Annotated in this window: 16 protein-coding genes; 10 read left to right on the top strand and 6 right to left on the bottom strand. The window is 52.9% G+C overall.

Annotation, left to right across the window (positions count from 1 at the left end):
• Positions 1–55: 55 nt before the first annotated feature.
• The 4 genes from wzz(fepE) to fes form a co-directional block, all read right to left on the bottom strand.
• A complete protein-coding gene (wzz(fepE), locus tag FDW94_RS03510; protein WP_128611418.1) occupies positions 56–1,189 on the bottom strand; it encodes an LPS O-antigen length regulator Wzz(fepE) in 1,134 nt (377 codons plus the stop codon).
• Positions 1,190–1,418: 229 nt separating this feature from the next.
• A complete protein-coding gene (entF, locus tag FDW94_RS03505; RefSeq protein ID WP_137377140.1) occupies positions 1,419–5,309 on the bottom strand; it encodes an enterobactin non-ribosomal peptide synthetase EntF in 3,891 nt (1,296 codons plus the stop codon).
• On the bottom strand, positions 5,306–5,524 hold the full coding sequence (locus tag FDW94_RS03500; protein ID WP_137377139.1) for an MbtH family protein: 219 nt from the start codon (positions 5,522–5,524) through the stop codon (positions 5,306–5,308). Before FDW94_RS03500 ends, entF begins: the two co-directional genes overlap by 4 nt.
• A gap of 30 nt (positions 5,525–5,554) precedes the next feature.
• A complete protein-coding gene (fes, locus tag FDW94_RS03495; RefSeq protein ID WP_137377138.1) occupies positions 5,555–6,772 on the bottom strand; it encodes an enterochelin esterase in 1,218 nt (405 codons plus the stop codon).
• Positions 6,773–7,025: 253 nt separating this feature from the next.
• Here fes and FDW94_RS03490 point away from each other — a divergent pair, with 253 nt between their 5' ends.
• The 6 genes from FDW94_RS03490 (at position 7,026) to FDW94_RS03465 (ending at position 14,326) form a co-directional block, all read left to right on the top strand.
• Complete coding sequence (locus FDW94_RS03490; protein ID WP_079934798.1) at positions 7,026–9,320, top strand: TonB-dependent siderophore receptor; 2,295 nt, start codon at positions 7,026–7,028, stop codon at positions 9,318–9,320.
• 48 nt (positions 9,321–9,368) lie between these two features.
• Complete coding sequence (entD, locus tag FDW94_RS03485; RefSeq protein WP_079934799.1) at positions 9,369–10,031, top strand: enterobactin synthase subunit EntD; 663 nt, start codon at positions 9,369–9,371, stop codon at positions 10,029–10,031.
• A 117-nt stretch (positions 10,032–10,148) separates the two neighbouring features.
• Positions 10,149–11,090: a D-ribose ABC transporter substrate-binding protein gene (locus tag FDW94_RS03480; RefSeq protein WP_079934800.1), complete on the top strand. Its 942-nt coding sequence runs from the start codon at positions 10,149–10,151 to the stop codon at positions 11,088–11,090.
• Positions 11,091–11,101: 11 nt separating this feature from the next.
• On the top strand, positions 11,102–11,710 hold the full coding sequence (locus FDW94_RS03475; protein WP_032942646.1) for a DUF2291 family protein: 609 nt from the start codon (positions 11,102–11,104) through the stop codon (positions 11,708–11,710).
• Positions 11,710–13,236: a sugar ABC transporter ATP-binding protein gene (locus tag FDW94_RS03470; RefSeq protein ID WP_170974215.1), complete on the top strand. Its 1,527-nt coding sequence runs from the start codon at positions 11,710–11,712 to the stop codon at positions 13,234–13,236. The genes FDW94_RS03475 and FDW94_RS03470 overlap by 1 nt, the downstream gene beginning before the upstream one ends.
• A 1-nt stretch (position 13,237) precedes the next feature.
• Positions 13,238–14,326: an ABC transporter permease gene (locus FDW94_RS03465; protein ID WP_048214725.1), complete on the top strand. Its 1,089-nt coding sequence runs from the start codon at positions 13,238–13,240 to the stop codon at positions 14,324–14,326.
• Positions 14,327–14,423: 97 nt separating this feature from the next.
• On the opposite strand, the gene FDW94_RS03460 is transcribed toward FDW94_RS03465, so the two are convergent.
• Positions 14,424–15,770, bottom strand: coding sequence for an MFS transporter (locus FDW94_RS03460; RefSeq protein ID WP_063940731.1), 1,347 nt, complete (start codon positions 15,768–15,770; stop codon positions 14,424–14,426).
• 404 nt (positions 15,771–16,174) lie between these two features.
• Between FDW94_RS03460 and FDW94_RS03455 the strand changes: the two genes are divergently transcribed.
• Positions 16,175–17,647, top strand: a complete 1,473-nt coding sequence (locus FDW94_RS03455) for a DUF4038 domain-containing protein (protein ID WP_170974214.1) — start codon at positions 16,175–16,177, stop codon at positions 17,645–17,647.
• Between the two features lie 49 nt (positions 17,648–17,696).
• Here the strand turns inward: FDW94_RS03455 and FDW94_RS03450 are convergent, their stop codons facing one another.
• Complete coding sequence (locus tag FDW94_RS03450) at positions 17,697–18,647, bottom strand: sugar-binding transcriptional regulator (protein ID WP_079934804.1); 951 nt, start codon at positions 18,645–18,647, stop codon at positions 17,697–17,699.
• A gap of 316 nt (positions 18,648–18,963) precedes the next feature.
• Here FDW94_RS03450 and FDW94_RS03445 point away from each other — a divergent pair, with 316 nt between their 5' ends.
• From FDW94_RS03445 to FDW94_RS03435, 3 genes are read left to right on the top strand one after another with little or no spacing between them, the layout of a single operon-like run.
• A complete protein-coding gene (locus tag FDW94_RS03445) occupies positions 18,964–19,794 on the top strand; it encodes a transketolase (protein ID WP_032942640.1) in 831 nt (276 codons plus the stop codon).
• Positions 19,787–20,743, top strand: a complete 957-nt coding sequence (locus tag FDW94_RS03440) for a transketolase C-terminal domain-containing protein (RefSeq protein WP_079934805.1) — start codon at positions 19,787–19,789, stop codon at positions 20,741–20,743. The genes FDW94_RS03445 and FDW94_RS03440 overlap by 8 nt, the downstream gene beginning before the upstream one ends.
• Before the next feature lie 26 nt (positions 20,744–20,769).
• Entirely contained in the window at positions 20,770–22,188 is a 1,419-nt protein-coding gene (locus tag FDW94_RS03435; RefSeq protein ID WP_032942637.1) for an L-fucose/L-arabinose isomerase family protein, read from the top strand.
• Positions 22,189–22,195 lie beyond the last annotated feature (7 nt).

Below are 22,195 nucleotides of genomic sequence, written 5' to 3'. Positions count from 1 at the left end.
AACAAATAACACGCGTTACAGTATGGCGGCCAGCTTGCCGCCATACGACAATTCATCACACCAGTTGCTGATCAATAAACGTCATTTTTTGCTTACGCGACACCATGGCATAGTTCAGCAGAACGCCACCACACGCCACTATTCCCCCCAGTAATGCGGCCAGAATAACGATCATTGATTTAGCCGGACCGTCTTTTTTCACCGGCAGCGAAGGTGAAAGTTGATATTTAAACGGCGTAAATGTTACGTCACCCACATTCATCGCTAACAGTTGCTCAACGTGATACTGGCGATTACGTAATTCACCGTTAATTTCAGCAACATCCGTTACTGATTTTTCTATTTCTAATTTACGTTCGATGCCATCAGCACCCAGTGAAATAGAGAAATCGGGGTCATCCTTCACGGCCTGGCCATTACTGTAGACCGGCTTTTTAATCCCGGCTGCATTGGCGATCTCCAGCGAGTAGTTCAGTCGCTGGATATTTGCTTCCAGCTGGTTTTTGAGCCTGACGCGATCCATCTCCAGTCTCTCTTTTTCATAACTGGTTTTGATGGACAATTTATTGCGAATATCTTCCAGCGTTTCTTTCACCACAAGGGCAGAAATATACTGGATATATCCCTTCAGCACTGACTGGGCTTCTTCGGCCTGAGGTGCGGTAAAACTCAGTGTCCATGAGGTATACAGCGAAGTTTCGTTCTTCTTACCCAGGTTAGTATCAACCGCTTTCATTTTCTCACTGAGCCTGACAATTGCCTGATGCAACTCCATTTCGTCGATATCAGCACCTTTCAATTGATCCATTACGTAAGGCGAAGAGCGCAGATATTCTTCTAACAATGACGGCGACTGGAATTTTTTGATAAACAGGTTAAACACATCACCACGGCTAACGCTAATATCCATATCCAGCACGCGCAATTTGGTCAGCGTATTCTCTAATCCCTGCCATTGAACCGCTTCCGCCGGCGTCACGATGGCCTGACTGGTCCATTTTTGTGGCAGCAGAAAAGAGACCAGAATACCCACACAAGCAAAGGCGAAAACGGTCGCTATAATTTTCGTTCTTGCACGCCATAAGATTTCGATTAGATTCACTAAATCGATTTCATTTGCGTTTGCCGTTGGCTGAGGATACCCAGTAAATTCCGAAACGTTATCTTGCTTTATATTTAATGATGACATGTTGCGTGACCTGAAAACTTTCCTAAAAGAAAAACATTCCTGTGGGAGAAGTCTACCAGCTAGTCAGAATTATCCGAAACAATCTTTGTGCTTGTCGCCCTACCAAAAATTATATTCGGAATTTATTCACCCCTTTCATCACCTTGCATTGCATAAAAAAGAACAATTCCATAACATATTATTTACATTATGGAATTGTTCGATCACCGCGATAGCAATATTCGTCTTGTTACACAGATTTATTAATCAGTGCATTTATTACAGGCCCTATCGCCTCAAATGAGGCAGGGGAAATAATATCAACATGCGCGCAATCCTGGCGGTAAACATCCAGACTGGATATCCACGGTAACCAGCTGCGTTCAGGACTGACACCCGGTACTAACGTGCGCTCAGCAACGAACAGCGTAGCGTGACCTGCAAACGGCACGCTGTGTGCCGTGGTGAGCAGGCGAACCGCATCGGCATAGTTGCCTTCGATTGCGTTAAATAAAGCCTCTGACGCATTCCCCTGCTGCGCCGACAGAAACGCTTCACGTTCACGCTCGATCTCCGCCAGTACCGCTGGATCCAACCCATTGGCCTCTTTTTCTTGCCAGTTTTGCGTTTCCGGCGGCCAGGTATCCAACAGTCCGAGGAATGCAACCGTCTCTCCTCTGGCATGTAAGCGCGCGGCGATCCCCTGTGCCAGCGTCCCACCCAGCGAATAACCTAATAAATAGTAAGGTCCGTGAGGCTGTTGACTGAGCAACGTTGCCAGGTGATGTTCGCATACCGCATCAAGATTTTCCGCCGTCTGCATAGGCCCATCCGGTCGTGGCGACTGAAGACCTACAATCGACCACTGCGGGCTGAGATATCGCGACAGCACGCTAAACTGCCAGGCAAAACCCGACGCCGGATGGAAACAGAACAGCGTTGGGCCGTGACTTTCACGCAGCGGCAGCAGTGCCTCAAATCCCAGAAGCTGCGACTGCTCATCATCAGTGCTCTCCAACAGAGCACTCAGTTGTTCAACGGTAGAGGCCACCATAATCTGCCCCGGCGTCACCTGACGCTCAAAAACCCGGCTCAACTGTGCCGCCAGCTTCATCGCCAGCAACGAATGTCCGCCAAGCGCAAAGAAGTCTGCCGCCACGTCATTCACCTCGCAATTCAGCAAAGCCGCAAAAGACTGCGCGATGGTGGTTTCAGTCCCTGCTCGCGGTGCGCGCCCGGAAACACGCGACGTCAACTGAGGCATCGGCAGCGCTTTACGATCCAGTTTACCGTTCGCGCTAAGCGGCAGCTCCGCCAGCTGCAACAATACCGTCGGCACCATATGCGCAGGCAGTTTTTCACGCAGCTTTTCCCGCAACGCGGACGTATCCAGCGGTAAACCCGATTGTGACACCAGATACCCCACCAGTTGACGCGCATCGCCGCCTGTCGCCGCCGCCTGGTTGAATACGCAGGCGTGGGCAACGGCATGCTCGACATCAGGCAACTGCTGCATCACCCGGTCAATCTCGCCGAGCTCAATGCGTTGTCCGCGAATTTTAAGTTGGTCATCGCTGCGTCCAAGGTACTCCACCGCGCCATTTTCCAGCCAGCGCGCCACATCTCCGGTACGATACATGCGTTCGCCAGCGTTAAACGGATCGGCGATAAAGCGGCTTGCGGTCAGATCCGGACGGCCCAGATAACCTTGCGCCAGTTGGATCCCCGTCAGATATAAGTCACCAGCCACGCCGAAAGGCACCGGGCGCATCATGGCATCCAGAATACGTAAACCGGTATTCCATACCGGATAGCCAATCGGCACGCTGTTGCCGGTTACAGCAGCAAGGTCTTCCCCCCAGGCCGGATACCAGCTCACATCAACCGCCGCTTCCGTTGGTCCGTACAAATTGTGCAGTGGCGCATGAGTTAACTGTTCCCACTCACGGCATAAATCTGCTGGCAAGGCTTCGCCGCTGCAAAATACCCGTTTCAGAGAGGCACAACTCTCCCGCGCGGTTTCCGGCGTCAGTGAAGCGACAAAAGCGGCCAACATAGAGGGAACAAAGTGCGTGGTCGTCACCCCATATTGGGCAAAGAACTGCTGCATCGCCAGCGGATCGCGGTGCGCCTCAGGCTCTGCCATTACCAGCTTTGCCCCGGCAATAAACGGCCAGAAAAACTCCCATACCGAGACGTCAAAACTGCACGGTGTTTTCTGCGCCACCACATCATCCGCGGTCAGCGGATAGTGATTTTGCATCCACAGCAGACGGTTAACGATGGCGGTTTGCCCAACCATCACCCCTTTTGGTCTACCGGTAGAACCGGAAGTAAAAATGATATAGGCAGTATGATTGGGCTGAGATAGTGCCAGCGGAGCAGCATCTTCTGCTGGCAGGGGCGAGTCATAGCACAGACTTTCCAGCCCAGGAATATCGCTAAAGCGCGCCAGTTGCTCATTGGTCGCGATCAACAATTTTGGCTTCGCGTCTTCAAGCATCATCCGCAGGCGATCGTCCGGGTATCCGGTATCCAACGGCAGCCAGGCTGCACCGGCTTCAACGATACCGTGCAGCGCCAGCGTCAGGAACACGGAACGCGGTAATGCCACGGCGACGCTGTCGCCAGGCTTGACGCCGCGTGCACGCAAAAGGCTCGCCAGCGCCACGACCTGCTGGCGCATTTCGCGATAGCTAAACTGATAGCGGGCATCGGCCAACGCCGGGGCATCCGGCGTTTTATCGGCCTGCTGTGCCACCAGCGCGCTCAGCGTAGTGGACGGGATCTCGACGGTGGTGTCATTAATCTTCGCCAGCCGCTCATGTTCTGTTGGCAACAGCATCCCGGCGTCGCCGCAGCATAGCGCCGGATTGTCGGCAAACTGCTCGATAAGCCCGATTAAACGCGAGGCATGCTGCGCCAGCGTTTCTGCATCGTAGCGCTGTTTATTGGCCAGAATTTCAATACTCAGCCCACCGTTTTCATCCGGGAATAACGCCAGTTCAAGATCGTTCACCGGCCCTGTCGCCAACGTGTGGGTTTGCGCCTGAACGCCGGGAATATTCAACTGATAGTCGAATATTTTCACGTTCAGCACCGGGCCAAACAGCGGCTCGGCACCGGCTGCACGCCCGCTGTCGCGAACGATTTGTTCGGCATCATAACGTTGATGCCGACGCATTTTCTTCAACTGTCCGGCCAGTCGTTGTGCAAGCGCAGGCAAGCTTTCTGCCGCATCCAGCCTCACACCAAATGGCAGTACGTTTAAAACCGGTCCAGTGGAGGTCAACGCCGCCGACCCCATGCGCCGCATAAAGATAAACCCGGCGGCATAATCCATTCGGCTGCATAAACGTCCCAGCCACAATGCCACCAGCGCGAGGGCCAGATCCGCACGCTGAACGTCAGGCATACGTGCCGCAAGCCGACGAAACGCCCCTTCAGGCGCGGTTAACTTCATACGAATAATATCCGCGCTGGCCGATCGTCCCGGCAACGGATTGTTCGACAGCGAAGCAGGAGGTGGAAGTTGCTTTCGCTGCTCGCTCCAGAAAGCGCCGTCGCGTTGCCAGGCATCGCTTTGACGGTACTGTTGATACTCTTCCACCACCTCGGCGAACGGCGTAAAAGGCGAGTCTGGCGTAGGCTCGCCGTGTAGCCATGCGCGATAAATTGCGGCTATCTGGCGGGTAATGGCCGGAAAACTGAAGCCATCGACCAGCAAATGATGGTAACGCTGATACCAATACCAACGCTTTTCTCCCACCTGTATAAGCAGGTGAAAAACCAGCGGTTTATTGCCATCAGCACGTATGTCCTGCTGCAGGTCTGCCTGCATCAACGCACGCGCCGCCTCATGTGGATTGGATTTTGCGCGCAGGTCGATAATTTCAGGTTGCGCAAAGGCGAGCGCAGAATCCACCCATTGCCAGATCTCACCGTTATCTTCGCTAAACCGCATCCGCAGTGTATCGGCCTGCTCCAGGCCCGCCACAACGGCTTTCGCCAGCAACGACGCGTCCAGTTCGCCAGTTAACTCTACGTAGTGCGCCACGCTCCACGCCGAGGGCAATGTGGAGAGTTTTTCGGCCATCCAGATCCCCGGCTGAGCCGCCACTAACGGTAAACGCTGAGTCATGGAGCCTCCTGCACATCGACGTAGTTCGCGGTCGTAAGCGTGGTCCAGTTTGTTTCCAGCCATTGCTGGCAGGCTTCCTGGGATTGGGGTTCGCAAGCAATTTGCCAGCCAGCAGGAAGCGAGCACTGCTGCGGCCAAAGGCTAAACTGACGTTGGTGATTTTGCAGAATGTAAAACTGGCCCTGCGGATTATCGAAGGGGTTACTGAATTCCATACTCAACTCCTGTCGTGGAACATCGTCCGGTTAAATCGTGTCGGTAAGCGGTTGCCAGAGCGTCATTAGCCCTTGCATCAGACCGCCGCGCCAGCAAAGCGCATCGTGTCCGCCATCAACCTGACGCCAGAAAATAGACTGTGGTGCAGAAGGTAACTGGGCATATAGCGCCTGATTAGCGCGATAAATAATGGGCTCGCGGATCCCCGCTTCCAGGACAATACGCAGCCCCTGAGCGCTGACGGTCCCGGTCTTCAGTTGCTCGACGATCGCCCCGTCCTGATGACCACCACGATGCGGCCACCAGTAAGAGCCAGACTGGCTAAGCACACAGCCAAAGCGCGCGGGCCAGTTCAGCCCGGCATACAGCGATGACAACCCGCCAAAACTTTGCCCAGCCACCACGGTGCGCTGCGGATCGTCACTAAACGCGGTCGTTGTCTTCACCAGTGGTAATAGCTCCTCCTGCACCGCCAACCAAAAATCCGCATTACACGGTAGCTCATGGCTGCGGTGAGCCGTATCAATGGCATCAATCAGGAGATAAACGGCAGAAGGAAGGTGTCCGCGATGCGTGAGTGAAGTCAACGCAGGCCAGACCGGCATACTCTGTGCCCAAAACTGTCCGTCCAGCAGGATAGCCAACGGACGCGTTTCGGGTTGAGCATCACCGGCGGTAAACACCCATACGCGACGCGTATTGCCGAGCCTGGCGCTATGCCATTGCAGGCACACTGCGGGGGATTTGGGGGGGTCAGGTCGATCCCATCCTGGCTGTACGGGTGCCTCCGGCATTTCCAGCGCAGACACCGCGTGGCCACGACCGCCCCGCCAGCTCTGCGGATTAAGGGGATCAGCAATGGCCTGTGGCAGCAATTGCCGCCAGCCTTCACGCAGCACGTTTCGGTCAGGCGCTTCGCCTGCCACAAGCGAGGAAAAGATATCGTTGCGCTCTGTTGGGATAAAACAGTAACTGCCACGCCAGTTGGCGCTGAGGGAAACACTCCAGCACCAAACATTTGTTCCATCAATGCGTCGCATCGACTGAGGGGTGGCATTTTGATGGTGGTCGGTGACGCCGGTGATATAAACCCAAACGCGATGAATGGCTGACTCATTTTCCGTTCCCTGCGGGTCACGCCACCAGAAGGTTACCCGATAATTTCCGTTATCTTCACGCTCCCACTCCGGGCCTTTTTTCGACTGCCACCACGCCTCGCTTCCCATCTTTAACGTCGTCACAGCCATAACCCCATGTTTATTGTGAAATTTTATGATCTATCGTGAAATATATTGATAATATTATTGATAACTATTTGCATTTGCAATAGCGTATTGTCGCGCTGTGGGAAGCGCGTACAGTTTTTCACCACTTATAAACCGACCTGGCGCTGCGTACTTTTTCTGGAATGGATAGTTTACGCAGATGCGGGCGACATCAGGCCAAATGCCGCACCACGGCACATTGGTACTCGTGGCTAAAAGAACAGCAGGACATACAATGAACAACAAGATTCATTCACTGGCCTTATTGGTCAATTTAGGGATTTACGGGGTAGCCCTGCCAGCAATGGCAGAAGATCAAACCGATAGCGTCGCTGTCTCTCATGAAGACACCATCGTCGTTACCGCCGCCCAGCAGAACCTGCAGGCGCCGGGCGTTTCAACCATTACCGCTGATGAAATTCGTAAGAACCCTCCCGCTCGCGATGTGTCGGAAATCATCCGTACCATGCCTGGCGTTAACCTGACCGGTAACTCAACCAGCGGTCAGCGCGGCAACAACCGCCAGATCGATATTCGCGGCATGGGGCCAGAAAACACCCTGATTTTGATCGACGGTAAACCGGTTACCAGCCGTAACTCCGTGCGTCAGGGCTGGCGCGGCGAGCGTGATACTCGTGGCGATACCGCCTGGGTTGCTCCGGAAATGATTGAACGTATTGAAGTGCTGCGCGGTCCTGCCGCAGCACGCTATGGCAATGGCGCAGCTGGCGGTGTGGTGAACATCATCACCAAGAAAGGCGGCGATGAGTGGCATGGTTCCTGGAATACCTATTTCAACGCCCCGGAACACAAAGAAGAAGGTTCAACCAAGCGTACCAACTTTAGTCTGAATGGACCGCTGGGCGGAGATTTCAGCTTCCGCCTGAACGGTAACCTCGACAAAACCCAGGCCGATGCCTGGGACATTAACGACGGTCACCAGTCAACACGTACGGGCGATTACGCAGATACGATGCCTGCGGGTCGTGAAGGGGTTAAAAACAAAGATATCAACGGCCTGCTGCGTTGGGATTTTGCCCCAATGCAATCGCTGGAGTTTGAAGCCGGCTACAGCCGTCAGGGCAACCTGTATGCGGGTGACACTCAAAACACCAACAACGATAACAAAACCAACGGACTGGTGAAAAAATACTACGGTAAAGAAACCAACCGTATGTACCGCCAGAACTATGCGCTGACGTGGAACGGCGGCTGGGACAACGGCATTACCACCAGCAACTGGGCGCAATACGAACACACCCGTAACTCCCGTTTGGGTGAAGGTCTTGCAGGTGGCCTTGAAGGGTTATTTAACAGTAATCAATTTACCGACACTGACCTGGCGGATGTCACCCTGCACAGCGAAATTAGCATTCCATTCGACCTGTTAGTTAACCAGAACCTGACGCTCGGTACCGAATGGAACCAGCAGCGTATGAAAGACATGAGTTCCAATACCCAGACCTTTATGGGCGGGAACATACCTGGTGCCAGCAGCACCGATCGTAGCCCATATTCACAGGCTGAAATTTTCTCCCTGTTTGCTGAAAATAACATGGAGCTGACCGACAGCACCATGTTGACGCCGGGTCTGCGCTTCGACCACCACAGCGTCGTTGGCGACAACTGGAGCCCGTCCCTGAACCTGTCCCAAGGTCTGGGCGACGACTTTACGCTGAAAATGGGTATCGCACGGGCCTATAAAGCACCTAGCCTGTACCAGACTAACCCGAACTATATTCTGTACAGCAAAGGCCAGGGTTGCTATGCCACCGGTTCTGCGACGGGCATTGGTTGCTACATGATGGGCAACGATGACCTGAAGGCCGAAACCAGTATCAACAAAGAGATTGGTCTGGAGTTCAAACGTGACGGTTGGCTGGCCGGCGTAACCTGGTTCCGCAACGATTACCGTAACAAGATCGAAGCGGGGACTGTACCGCTAAGCAGAACGTCAATTACCCAGAAAAACCCGACTACGGGTAAAGAAACAACAACCTACACCGATATCTATCAGTGGGAAAACGTACCTAAAGCTGTGGTAGAAGGCCTGGAAGGGACGTTGAACGTACCGGTTAGCGAAACCGTTACCTGGACCAACAACATCACTTACATGCTGCAAAGTAAGAATAAAGAGACCGGCGAACGCTTGTCGATTATTCCTGAATATACCCTGAACTCAACGCTGAGCTGGCAGGCGCGTGAAGATTTGTCACTGCAATCCACCTTTACCTGGTACGGCAAACAGCAGCCGAAGAAATATGATTACCAGGGTAAACCAGTAACCGGCAGTTCAGCCCAGGAAGTTAGTCCGTACAGCATCGTCGGCCTGAGCGCGACCTGGGATGTGACGAAAAACGTCAGCCTGACCGGCGGCGTGGATAACGTCTTCGACAAACGTCTGTGGCGTGAAGGTAATGCCCAGACCACCAGCGACAACAAGACTGGCTATTATATGGCGGGCGCTGGCGCGTACACCTATAACGAACCGGGCCGGACGTGGTTCATGAGCGTAAACACCCACTTCTGATAACGCTTTCCCTCTCCTCGCTGCGGGGAGAGGGAAATTATAACTATCATGCACACCACGCACACACCGCTCACTTTCGCAGACCACACGCTGCACATGGTCGAGTTCGATCCCGACAGCTTCCATGAGCGCGACCTGCTATGGCTCCCCCACCACTCTCAGCTTCAATCCGGTGGACGTAAGCGTAAAGCTGAGCACTTAGCAGGGCGTATTGCCGCAGTACATGCATTACGTGAATACGGTATCAAAACTGTACCTGGCATCGGCAGGCAGCGACAACCGCTGTGGCCACAAAAGTTGTTTGGCAGCATCAGCCACAGTGCATTAACTGCGCTGGCGGTAGTATCGACGCATCCCGTTGGGCTGGATATAGAAGCTATTTTTACGCAACAAACCGCAGTTGAGCTGGCTGACGGTATTATCGATAACCACGAACGACCGATTTTGCATCATTCTGAATTGCCCTTTCCACTCGCCTTAACTCTGGCATTCAGCGCCAAGGAGAGCCTGTATAAGGCGTTTTCCACTCAGGCATCCGGGTTACCAGGTTTCACCAGCGCAAAAATTACCGCACTCACGAATCAGCAATTAACATTGCAAATCATGCCATCATTTTCGCCTAACCTCGCCAATCAGGAAATTAACGTGCATTGGTTTCAACGCGATAAAAACATCATTACCCTGTGTGCACCCACGCTGTCAGGATCGTGATCCTTTTCTCCTTTTAAGAAATTAGCTGCGCAAATCGTAGACAGTTCGATTATCTCGACTTATCGTTAACTTGAATAATAAATCATATTTGAATAAATATTCAAAGTGGAGAAAAAGATGAACAAGACCCTGATTAAATCCGTATTACTGGCCTCGATCCTTACCGCATCGGGTTCGCTGTATGCTGCCGACAACGGACTGATTGCGATTATCACCCCTTCACACGACAACCCGTTCTTTAAAGCCGAAGCCGACGGCGCGGTCGCCAAAGCGAAAGAGCTGGGATATACCACGCTGGTCGCCTCTCATGATGATGATGTCAATAAACAAAACCAACTGATTGAGACCGCCATAGCCCGAAAAGCGAAAGCCATCATTCTCGATAACGCGGGCGCCGATGCCACCGTTGGTCCACTGGAAAAAGCCAAAGCGGCGGGCGTGCCTGCATTCCTCATCGATCGTGAAATTAATAAGACCGGCATCGCAGTCGCGCAAATCGTGTCGAACAACTACCAGGGCGCGCAGCTCGGCGCAGAGAAATTCGCCAAACTACTGGATGGAAAAGGCAAGTACGTTGAGCTGCTGGGACGCCAGTCCGACACCAACGCGCATGTGCGCTCACAGGGATATCACGATGTGCTCGACGACTATCCGGATATGAAAATGGTCGCCCAGCAAACGGCGAACTGGAGCCAAACTGAAGCGTTTACCCGTATGGAAGCTATTTTACAAACCAACCCTGATATCGTCGGCGTCATTTCCGGCAACGACACCATGGCGCTGGGCGCAGAAGCTGCCCTGAAGGCTGCTGGGAAAAACAATGTCATCGTGGTGGGTTTTGACGGCAGCGACTACACCCGAGATTCCATCATCAACAAGAGCAACATTAAAGCGACCGTCCTTCAGCCCGGCTGGCAGCAGGCACAAATGGCGGTTGAGCAGGCTGATTACTACCTGAAAAACGGCAAAGCGCAGAAAGAAGAAAAACAGCTCATGGATTGCGTGCTGATTGATGAAAACAATGCCAGCAAGCTGAGTAAATTCAACCTGAGCCACTAAGCGGAGGCACTATGTCGTTAACACAATGGGGTGCTGCACTGGTTGGGTGCGCCACCCTGTTGCTGACGGCCTGCACGGTAGTTGACCTCGACGAAAACGGCAACCCCATCATCCCGGCCGACCCACAGGCCAAAGCCAGTTTCGACAATCAAACACCCGAGCAGATCGCGCAACAAACCTGGCAATCCCGCGTCCTGGATGCGGCAAAGCAACATGCTCTGGATGCGTCAGCGCTGAGCGCACGCCTGAAGACGCCCTCACCTACCGCCGAGAGCGTATTTGTGCGCCTGACCAGTCAGATTGAGAACGTCGATACCACCAATGCGCGCGAGAAAAGCATTGTGATGAGGGTCAATGACGCCCCTGTCACCATCCAAATAGGCCCGGTGATGCGCGGCAATGCCATTCGCGATGCGAGTGGGTTCAAGTTTGAAGACTTCACTAACCAGGTTCAGTTTGCCCAGCTTTCCCGGGCGTATAACCGCGAAGCGGTAAAACACTTGCCCGCAGTGGACGAAAGCTGGCAAGGGAAGCGTGCCACGGTACTGTTCGCCGTAACGCTGAATGCAGGAAAAGCGGAAAACGCGGCAGCGTTAGCGCTGGAACAGGAGGCACACTGATGAATAATTCCTCAGCAGATGACATCATTCTGCGCACACATGCCATCTCAATGCTATTTCCCGGCACGATTGCGCTGGACAGCGTGGATTATCAGGTGTGGCGCGGTAAGGTCAACGTGATTATTGGCGAAAACGGTGCGGGGAAATCCACGCTGATGAAGATCCTCGCCGGTGTTCAGCAGCCCAGCAGCGGCGAGATGACGCTCAATGGCAACCCTGTTCGCTTCGCCAATACCCGGGACGCCGCGGCGCACGGGATTGGTATGGTGCATCAGGAACTTAACCTGTTTGAGAATCTCACCGTCGCGGAAAATATTTTCCTTGGCCGGGAGATCCAAAAAGGCATGACCCCCATTGATGAGGCCGAACAGGAGAAGCGTACTGCGGAGCTGCTAACCCGGCTCGATCAGCCCATTTCACCCCGCGATCTGGTCGGCAATCTCAAGGTTGGACAGCAACAGTTGGTTGAAATCGCCAAAGCGTTGGCGGAGGACGCTGACATTCTAATCCTCGACGAACCCACCTCGGCGCTGAGTAAAACCGAAGTCGAGATCCTGTTTCGCGTGATTCGCGAACTGACTCGCCAGGGCGTTTCGATAATCTACATCTCTCATCGACTCGAAGAATTGATGGCGATTGGCGATGTGATCACCATTTTACGCGATGGCAAATTCCAGGCCGAAGCCAGAGTTAGCGATATCGATGTGCCGTGGATTGTGCGTGAAATGCTGGGCAGCGACCCGGTGAGTAATTTTCTTGAGCCAGGCCGCACGTTCGGCGCGCCGGTTCTCGAGGCGGAACATATTACCTGCGTCAATGCCGCTGGCAATGCGGTGGTCAACGACGTCACCTTTAACGTCCACGCGGGCGAAATTGTCGGTATCTATGGACTGATGGGGGCCGGACGAACCGAATTGTTCGAGTGCTTGCTGGGTACTGAGCGCAACTACCTCGGTAAACTGTGGCTCGACAGCAAGCCAGTTCCACAGCGCTTAACCACCGCCGACCGCATTCGTATGGGAATGAGTCTGGTACCGGAAGATCGCAAGCGCACAGGCATTTTTCCCATTTCTTCGGTTGCCAGCAATCTGACTATTGCCAGCCTGTGGCGTCGCCTGCAGCGCGGTTTTGCCATCGCCCGCAAAGATGAGGAGGCCGTCGTCGCCAGCACAATTGGTAATCTGTCGATCAAAGTGTCCTCACCGGATGTTGAAATCCAGGCTCTGAGCGGGGGTAACCAGCAGAAAGTGGTGATTGGTCGCTCCCTACTTACCAATCCCAAAATTCTGTTCCTTGATGAGCCCACACGCGGCATTGACGTTGGCGCGAAGGCCGATGTGTTTCGCATGATGGTACAGCTCTCACAACAAGGTATTGCCGTTGTCTTCTCCACCTCGGATTTAAAAGAAATTATGGCGGTCTCTGACCGCATTCTGGTGATGTCTGGCGGCAAGCTCACGGCCGATATTACTCGCGATCGTGCCGAAGAATCGGCGCTGGTCACCGCAAGTGCTCAGGGGTTCTGACATGAAAACACTACAATCTGCCGTCGTCGCACCGCGAGCCGGTGTCACCTTCTCGCGGGAAAATATCCTGCTGCTGATCCTGAAATTACGTACCTTTATTGCGCTGTTTCTGATCGTCGGATTTTTTGCCTTCACCGTCCCCGGTTTCCTCTCTGGCGGCAGCATGGTCATTATGATCAAGCACATCGCCATTAACGCGTTTCTGGCGTTGGGAATCACTTTCGTCATTATTACTGCCGGCATTGATCTCTCAATTGGCGCTACGCTTGGACTGTGCGGCATGATTGCCGGATGGCTGATCACCAAAGGCATTGTATTACCCATGTTTGGCATCGCTATCTTCCCCAGCGTCTGGGTGATTGTACCTGTCGTACTGCTGATTGGCGGATTGATTGGCGCAGCAAATGGCTGGATTATTACGCGCTATAACGTCGCACCTTTTATTTGTACGCTGGGCACCATGTACGTATTGCGCGGCGCGGCGATGCTGACCTCTGACGGACAAACATTCCCCGGGCTTTCCGGCAATCCACAGTTGGGTAACACCGGTTTTGATGAAATTGGCGCGGGAACTCTGTTTGGTATTCCGTGGGCCATCTGGATGATGATTGTGCTGGCGCTGGTTATTGCCTACGTTGCCCGCCGTCTGCCCTTTGGCCGCCACGTGTACGCCATCGGCGATAACGAACGCGCTGCTGAACTGTCCGGGGTAAAAGTGAGGCAGGTAAAAATCTGGGTGTACACCCTGTCCGGACTATGTGCTGCAATTGCCGGAATAGTTGTTTCAGCACAACTTTCCGCCAGTCATCCGGCCAATGGTACAGCATTTGAGATGAACGCCATTGCCGCCGTTGTACTTGGTGGTACGTCGCTGGCCGGTGGTCGAGGCACCATCTTAGGCACGTTGATTGGTGCTTTCGTTATCGGTTTTCTGGCCGATGGTCTGGTGATGATGGGCGTCAGCGAATTCTGGCAAATGGTGATTAAGGGCATCGTGATTATTGTCGCGGTCATTATCGACCAGATGCAAAACCGGATGCAGCAAAAAGCCGCAGTGGTTGCGCAAAAGGCGGCGATGGAAAGTCAGTAGCCCTGAAATTACGCCTGATGGCGCTGCGCTTATCAGGCGTAGGTCGTGTATGACATATGGGCCTGATAATGCACCGCCATCCGGCAGTGGGGAAATTTTATTTCATGACGGCTTCAGCCTGCCCTGCCGAAACCTTATCATCCAGTTTAAACATCATCAGCAACCCCAAACTAATGGCATGGAAAATGGCAGGAATCCCGGCAATTAAGAACATAATCGCCGTCATCGTTTCCGATGACACCGCCTCACCCGCTTTGTAACCGCTAAGGGAGAGCACTAGCCCAACCATCCCACCCGCCAGTGCCAGACCAACCTTCATCGAAAAGAGCGTACCGGCAGCGACAGCCCCAGACATTCTGACGCCGGATTTGTCTTCACAATAGTCGGCACAATCAGAAGGCAGCGCCCAGGCAGTAATCGAGCCAAGTTCAGCCATCAATACCGACAGCACCAGTAGAACACATGCCAGTGAGATTTGTTCAGGGTTAACGAAATAGAGACATAATGCCGCCACGCCACCGCCCAGTTGCGCCACCTTCAGCGTACCTAATTTCGAGAGCTTGTTGCGCTTAATCAGTTGAATAGCAATCATCGGCGCAATGATCCCCGCAATCGCTGTGGCCGAAAGCAGACCAGAAACAAAGCCATCCCCACGATTCAGGAAATACTTCACAAAATAAATAGTCACACTGCCTTTAATTACAAAAGCAATGGAGCTGGTAATTTTGAACAGATAGAAAACAACCACCGGTTTCGCTTTCAGCATAATTCCCAGTTGTTTGGTAAACGGGACTTTATCGGTCTCCACGCTAACCTGATATCGCTCCTTTGTTCCCCAGAAACAGAGCAGCATAAACGCCGTGGCCAGCACGGCAATAAAGCTCATCGCCATCATGTAGGCGCGTGCTTCATCGGTTTTTCCATACCAGGCGACGAAAATCGGCACTACCATTGAGCAGATAAGAAAGGCCATTTTAGCCAGTGGGAAACGCCAGGAGTTGGCGCTTAAACGATCCATGGGATCGGCGGTGAGTGTCGTCAACAACGCCACATACGGCACCACCGTGGAGGCATACATCAGGATCAGAAATAGATAGGTAATCACTGCATAGACTAGCTTTCCAGTGGGTGAAAAGTCCGGCGCCAGAAAGACTAAAAAACAGGAAATACCGTAAGGGATCGCCAACCAGAGCAAAAAAGGACGATACGAGCCGTGCTTTGTCCGCGTGCGATCGGAGATATTACCGATAAATGGATCATAGAAGGCATCAACCAGACGGGCAACAATAAACAATATCCCCATCGCCGCTGCCGAAATCCCTAAAACATCGGTATAAAAATAGGGCAAAAACATCATCGTCATCCCAAGAAAAATGTTCGCTGACGAATCACCTAACCCATAACAGATCTTCTCTTTGATACTCAATTTATGCTGTTGCTTCATGAGAAACCCTCTTTATGAATATATATTCATTATCGAATTACTATTCACACAAAGGTTAAGCCCACGAATTTAGCGCTGGCAAGTGGTTAGTCGTGACATTGTTACCAGTATCACAATTAACCTCATTCTTTTGCTCCTAAGCGCGCCGTCATCTAGTGGCGAAATGTCATCTTATTAATAAACAAGACGTTTATGCTGGCTGGCCGTTTCTCTCGTCATTCAGATAACGCTTACTCCTTTCAGTCTCACAGTAAAAACCTCACAGTAATCAGCAGAAATGGCGGCGTTTTTGTGATCACATGCTCATTTTTTCGCCTTGACAGTGGAATGTTAACGGTAACCTCCCTTACTCTCATCGTGAATATAAAATCACAATGGAATATATATTCCAAAGGAGAGGTGCTATGAGCGAACAAAGTATTGCCCTGTGGGGGCGGTTTGAGTATCAAGTCACGGACGTTGACGATCCTCGCCATTTTACCGACACCGAGCTATCAGCCACCTTTACCTGCGGCGAAGAATCCCGCACGGTTTGGGGCTTTTACAACGGTAACGGTCAGTTCATACTGCGCTTTATGCCGGATATCCCCGGCGTCTGGCACTATCGCATCAGCTCAAATATTCCTTCGCAGTCCCCTGTCGAAGGAACGTTTACCTGCGTCCCTGAAACACAGTTAACCGGCCCGGTACAGCGTGATGGCGACGGGCACTTCCGCTATGCCAATGGCAACGCGTTTTATCCTTTTGGCACCACGGCCTACGTCTGGAACTACCAACCGGACGATATACAGCAACAAACGCTGGCATCGCTGGCGGCGAGTCCGTTCAATAAAATCCGCATGTGCGTATTTCCTAAACACTATCGCTACAATCTGCAGGAACCGATGCGCTTCCCCTTTCCGGGTACCCTCGACCAGGGATTTGATTTTACCCGCTTCGATACCACCTTTTTTGCCCAGTTGGAGAGTCAAATACAAAAGCTGGATGAACTGAATATTGAGGTGGATTTGATCCTCTTTCATCCGTACGACCGCTGGGGATTTTCCGCCATGTCGCAGGAGACCGATCGCCGCTATCTCCGCTACGTGGTGGCACGCCTCGCATCGTTTAAAAATATTTGGTGGTCGCTGGCCAATGAGTTCGACCTGCTGAAAGAAAAACCGATGTCATTCTGGGATGCCGCCATAGCGCAAATCAAACGCGAGGATCCCTCTTCGCACATGATCTCCATTCATAACTGGCACAACCCGCCGATCCACTACCGCTCAAATGCGCACTGGTACGATCATCACAATCCCGCGCTCACCCACGCCAGCATCCAGCACCACGATATGCACTTTGTCCCGGAATGGCGGCAGACATTTGCCAAACCCATTGTCATTGACGAATGCTGCTATGAAGGCAATGTCGATCTCGGCTGGGGCAATATCACCGGAGAAAAAATGACTGCATTGTTCTGGCATGGCGTAATACTCGGCGGCTATGTCACTCACGGCGAAACATACCTGAATGAAGATGAGATTATTTGGTGGTCACATGGCGGCACGCTCAAAGGAACAAGCATCCCGCGCATCGCTTTTTTGCGCAACATCCTTGAGGAAGGACAAGCCAAACGCCTGACACCGCTCCCGTGGGGTAGCCACTGGGATACGTCGATGGGGATAAGCTGCGAGGGCAACTGGGGACTGTTCTATTTTGGCGATCATTGCCCTGCCTACAAGATGATGACTATGTTGCCGGAGAATACGGCGTGGAAGGTCGATATTATTGATACCTGGGCCATGACGATCACGCCGGTTGCGGGGGTTATCCAACACGGTGACAAGCTGGATCTACCGGCTAAGCCATGGATTGCTCTACGCTTAATAAAACTCTGATAACTACAGCCAGCCCCAGGGGCTGGCGATAACTTGACTCACCGCGGCGTCACCCTTTGACCAGATTGCGCGCTGTCGGGTAGTCGGTGATCAGTACGTCGATATAATTCCCCTGCAGCGCGCCACGGATCGCATTCTGTTTTTCTACCCCGCCCGCCAACGCTATCACATGGTTGCAGTCGCGGATCTGCGCCAGCTCCATGCCGATAACCGGGTCTTCCTCATGGCTGAGTACCGGATTGCCCGCCGCGTCGTAATAATGCAGACAGATATCCCCGACCGCGCCGCGTTCGGCCAGCAGTCGCAGCATCTCTTCGTTGTAATAGTTGCCTGAATTTTTCAGCAATTGAGAAGGTTCCAGCTCCCCGATGCCGACAATCGCCACATCCACTTCAGCAAATTTTTCGACGACCGCCGCCACGTCCGGGCTGTTAACCAGCCGAGAACGTTCTTCCACCGAATGCTCAATACTTTGCGAAGGCAACAGCCAGGCCGGGCAGCCGAGGTGTGCCGCCAGTTGTTGCGTCAGAATCGTGGCCTGCACGTTGCCGTTTGGCCCCACGCCACCCAGTAATTGGATCACGCCTGCCGCCCGGATATTTTGCGGGTGCATTTCATCAACCATGCAGCGAATGGTACTACTCCAGGAGGAAATACCGACCAGGTCTTCGGCACGCAGACGAGTTTCAACGTAATGTGCCGCCGCACTGCCAATGGCATGCTTAATTTGCGTACTACTGGGGCTGTCGCCAACATCCACGACAATCGCCTGGCGCAGACCAAACCGCTCTTCAATGGCTTTTTCCAGCTCGACAAAGATATTAGTCGGCTGTACGACGGTGATTTTCACCAGCCCTTCTTTCTGACAACGCGTCAAGGCACGGGAGACAAAGGACTGCGACAAATGCAGCAGCGTGGCGATTTCAGACTGTTTTTTATTTTCGGCGTAGTAAAGTGTGGCAATCTTAACCAGCAACCGCTGTTCATCCTGCTTTGACATAACATTCCCCCTGGTAAACTGCCTGTTATTTTTATTCATACCTGAATAGATAACAAGTCGTCTGCGCCTTTCCGGTTATCGCGTTAGTGTGATCCTTTTCTCTTTTCGCCAAAATTTGCTGCTATAAGGCGTAGACAAACCCTCAGACAAGGCATATCTTTAATCATGAATAATAAATCAGTAGTGAATATTTATTCTAACCGATAACGACCAACTGTTTTAGCTGCATATTACGCAGTGGATAGCGAGACAGTTGCACTACTGCACCCACATGGAATATTTATTCACTAAGGATTAAACATTCAAGAGGTGTCTTATGAATCCGTTTTCGCTCTCAATACCAGAGCTAGTCAAGAAAGCACGTGCGGTACGTCGTCGCATTATCGTGTTGAATGCAGAAAGCCCGGCGGGGGGACATACCGGCGCTGACCTGTCGCAGGTCGAACTGCTGACAGCACTCTATTTTCGCATCCTGAATTGCTCACCAGAGCTTATAGCAAGCGATGAGCGCGACATCTACATCCAGTCGAAAGGTCATGCAGTGGGCGGTTACTACTGCGTGCTGGCTGAGGCTGGTTTTATTCCCGTGGACTGGCTGGCGACCTATCAGCACGCCGATTCACACCTGCCGGGCCATCCGGTGAAACACAAAACGCCAGGGATCGAACTGAATACCGGAGCGCTCGGTCACGGTCTGCCGGTCGCCGTGGGCATTGCGCTGGCAGCTAAACGTAACAACAGCAAGCGCCGGGTGTTTGTCGTTACCGGTGATGGTGAACTGGCAGAAGGAAGCAACTGGGAAGCCGCACTGGTCGCCGCCCACTACAAGCTGGATAACCTGATTATCATCAACGACAAAAATAACCTCCAACTTGCCGGCGCAACCAAAGAGATCATGAACACCGATCCACTGGATGAGAAATGGCGCGCCTTCGGTATGCAGGTCACAGAGTGCCGCGGTAATGATATGAGTGATGTGGTGCGCACGCTGGAAGGGTTAACCCCGGAAGGTAAACCGCACGTCGTCATTGCCCACACCACCAAAGGGGCCGGGATCTCCTTTATTCAAGGCCGCCCGGAATGGCACCACCGCGTGCCAAAAGGGGAAGAAGTTGAACTGGCGCTGGAGGAACTGAAAGATGCGTAATAGTGAACACCTCGCCACCGTGATGGTGAATACCTTAATTGCCGCGGTCGAGCGCGGAATGGACGTTGTACCCGTCGTTGCTGACTCAACGTCTACGGCGAAAATCGCCCCGTTTATGAAGGAATTTCCCGGTCGTCTGGTCAACGTGGGTATCGCCGAACAGACGCTGGTTGGCGCCGCCGCCGGCCTGGCGCTGGGGGGCAAAATCGCTGTCACATGTAATGCCGCTCCGTTCCTTATTTCGCGGGCCAATGAGCAAATCAAAGTCGACATTTGCTACAACAACACCAACGTGAAGCTGATCGGCCTGAACGCGGGCGCCAGCTACGGCCCCCTCGCCAGCACACATCACAGTATTGATGACATTTCCGTTCTGCGCGGTTTTGGCAATATTGAAATTTACGCCCCGTCCTGCCCAGTGGAATGCCGGCAGATTATCGACTATGCCTTAAGCCACGTCGGCCCGGTTTATGTTCGCCTCGACGGAAAAGCCTTACCGGAACTACACGACGAAAATTACCAGTTCACTCCGGGTAATATCGATATTCTGCGGAAAGGAAAAGATGTCGCTCTGGTCGCGATGGGCTCAACCGTCCATGAAATTGTCGAGGCTGCCACAGTGCTGAAACAGGCGGGTATTGATGCAAGCGTAATCAGTGTACCGTCAATTCGTCCCTGCAATACCCAACAACTGTTGGCGGCATTAGCCCACTGCAAGGCCGTGGTCAGTGTGGAAGAGCATAACATTAATGGCGGCGTGGGAAGCCTGGTGGCCGAGGTACTGGCAGAAGCTGGCTGTGCCATTCCGCTGCGCCGACTCGGCATTGGCGATGGTCAATATGCTATCGCGGCCGATCGCGCGGCAACGCGTGCCCGCCACGAAATTGACGCCGCTGGCGTCGTGAAAAACGCCGCCGCGCTGTTGCAGCAACACACGATAAAACAATAACAACAGAACACTTACTGGAGAAAGCGATGTCACGAATTCCTCAACAGTTGACCATGGCGGTGATTATTGGCAATCGGGGATTTTTCCCAAGCTATCTGGTTGCTGAAGCCCGCGAACAAGCCAGCGTACTCTTTGCGCGACTGGGCATTAAAACCATTATGCTCGACGATACGCAAACGGAACTCGGTGGGGTAGAAACCCGCCAGGATGCGAAAGTGTGCGCCGAACTTTTCCGCGCTCACCGCGACGACATTCACGGCGTGGTCGTGCTGTTGCCGAACTTTGGCGATGAAAAAGCAATAGCGGAAACGCTGCGCCTGTCTGGCCTGAATGTCCCGGTACTGGTTCAGGCGCAGGAAGATAACCTTGATAAAATGGGGCTTGCCACCCGCCGTGACAGCTTCTGTGGAAAAATCTCCCTGTGCAATAACCTGCGTCAGTACGGCATTCCATTTACGCTCACCACCCAGCATGTCTGCGATCTGGCCGGTGAGGTTTTTGCTCAAGATCTGAAACGTTTCGAACAGATTTGCCGTGTTGTCAGCAGTATGCGTGGCGTACGCGTCGGCGCTATCGGTGCTCGCCCGGCTGGATTCAATACCGTTCGCTACAGCGAAAAATTACTCGAAAGACTGGGTATCGCCGTTGAAACGCTGGATCTGTCTGAAGTCTTTACCCGCATCAAATGTCTGCGCGATGACGATATCCGCGTGGATGAAAAACGTCGTCTGCTGCTGGATAACGCCGATGCCAGCGCCATTCCCGCCGACAAACTCGTCACAATGGCAAAACTGTTTGTCGTCATCAGCGAATGGGTCATCGCTAACGATATAGATACCACTGCGATCCAGTGCTGGACTTCGCTGCAGGAAAATTTAGGCATCAACGTATGCTCAATCATGAGCGTGATGTCCGGGCAGTTAATGCCCAGCGCATGCGAAGTCGATGTGATGGGCGCGCTGTCAATGTACGCCCTCGCCAGCAGTAATTTAAGCCCGGCTTCCATTGCCGACTGGAATAACAATTTCGGCGACGATCGTGATAAATGTGTGCTTTTTCACTGCGGAAACTTTGCATCAGCCAGTTTGGAGAGCCCCAAAATGGGCACAGCGGACATCATCGGTACCACCGTTGGGAAAGAGAACACCTGCGGTGCAGTACATGGACGCATGAAAAGCGGCACACTGACCTATTTCCGCCTGAGCACCGACGATTTAACCGGTGAAATCAAAGCGTATGTCGGAGAAGGCCAATCGGTAGACGATCCGCTGGATACGGTTGGCTGTCGTGCAGTAATCCAGGTGCCGCATCTGGAGAATTTACTGGCGTGGATCTGTCGTAACGGTTTTGAACATCACGTGGCAATGAACCATTCCGCCAGCGCCGAGGTGCTGCATGAAGCCTTCACCCGCTATCTCGGGGTGGATACGTTGTTCCATCGCTAATACTCAG

Origin of the sequence: Citrobacter sp. wls757 (genome assembly GCF_005280935.1) — a bacterium.
GTDB classification, from domain to species: domain Bacteria; phylum Pseudomonadota; class Gammaproteobacteria; order Enterobacterales; family Enterobacteriaceae; genus Citrobacter; species Citrobacter portucalensis.
The sequence above is the reverse complement of the archived record's forward strand: the minus strand, read 5'-3'. Positions and strand labels throughout refer to the sequence as shown.

Coding starts and splice junctions, on each gene's coding strand:
- entF (WP_137377140.1), bottom strand. CDS start 5,309: ATGACTCAGCGTTTACCGTTAGTGGCGGCTCAGCCGGGGATCTGGATG.
- FDW94_RS03500 (WP_137377139.1), bottom strand. CDS start 5,524: ATGGAATTCAGTAACCCCTTCGATAATCCGCAGGGCCAGTTTTACATT.
- fes (WP_137377138.1), bottom strand. CDS start 6,772: ATGGCTGTGACGACGTTAAAGATGGGAAGCGAGGCGTGGTGGCAGTCG.
- FDW94_RS03490 (WP_079934798.1), top strand. CDS start 7,026: ATGAACAACAAGATTCATTCACTGGCCTTATTGGTCAATTTAGGGATT.
- entD (WP_079934799.1), top strand. CDS start 9,369: ATGCACACCACGCACACACCGCTCACTTTCGCAGACCACACGCTGCAC.
- FDW94_RS03480 (WP_079934800.1), top strand. CDS start 10,149: ATGAACAAGACCCTGATTAAATCCGTATTACTGGCCTCGATCCTTACC.
- FDW94_RS03475 (WP_032942646.1), top strand. CDS start 11,102: ATGTCGTTAACACAATGGGGTGCTGCACTGGTTGGGTGCGCCACCCTG.
- FDW94_RS03470 (WP_170974215.1), top strand. CDS start 11,710: ATGAATAATTCCTCAGCAGATGACATCATTCTGCGCACACATGCCATC.
- FDW94_RS03465 (WP_048214725.1), top strand. CDS start 13,238: ATGAAAACACTACAATCTGCCGTCGTCGCACCGCGAGCCGGTGTCACC.
- FDW94_RS03460 (WP_063940731.1), bottom strand. CDS start 15,770: ATGAAGCAACAGCATAAATTGAGTATCAAAGAGAAGATCTGTTATGGG.
- FDW94_RS03455 (WP_170974214.1), top strand. CDS start 16,175: ATGAGCGAACAAAGTATTGCCCTGTGGGGGCGGTTTGAGTATCAAGTC.
- FDW94_RS03450 (WP_079934804.1), bottom strand. CDS start 18,647: ATGTCAAAGCAGGATGAACAGCGGTTGCTGGTTAAGATTGCCACACTT.
- FDW94_RS03445 (WP_032942640.1), top strand. CDS start 18,964: ATGAATCCGTTTTCGCTCTCAATACCAGAGCTAGTCAAGAAAGCACGT.
- FDW94_RS03440 (WP_079934805.1), top strand. CDS start 19,787: ATGCGTAATAGTGAACACCTCGCCACCGTGATGGTGAATACCTTAATT.
- FDW94_RS03435 (WP_032942637.1), top strand. CDS start 20,770: ATGTCACGAATTCCTCAACAGTTGACCATGGCGGTGATTATTGGCAAT.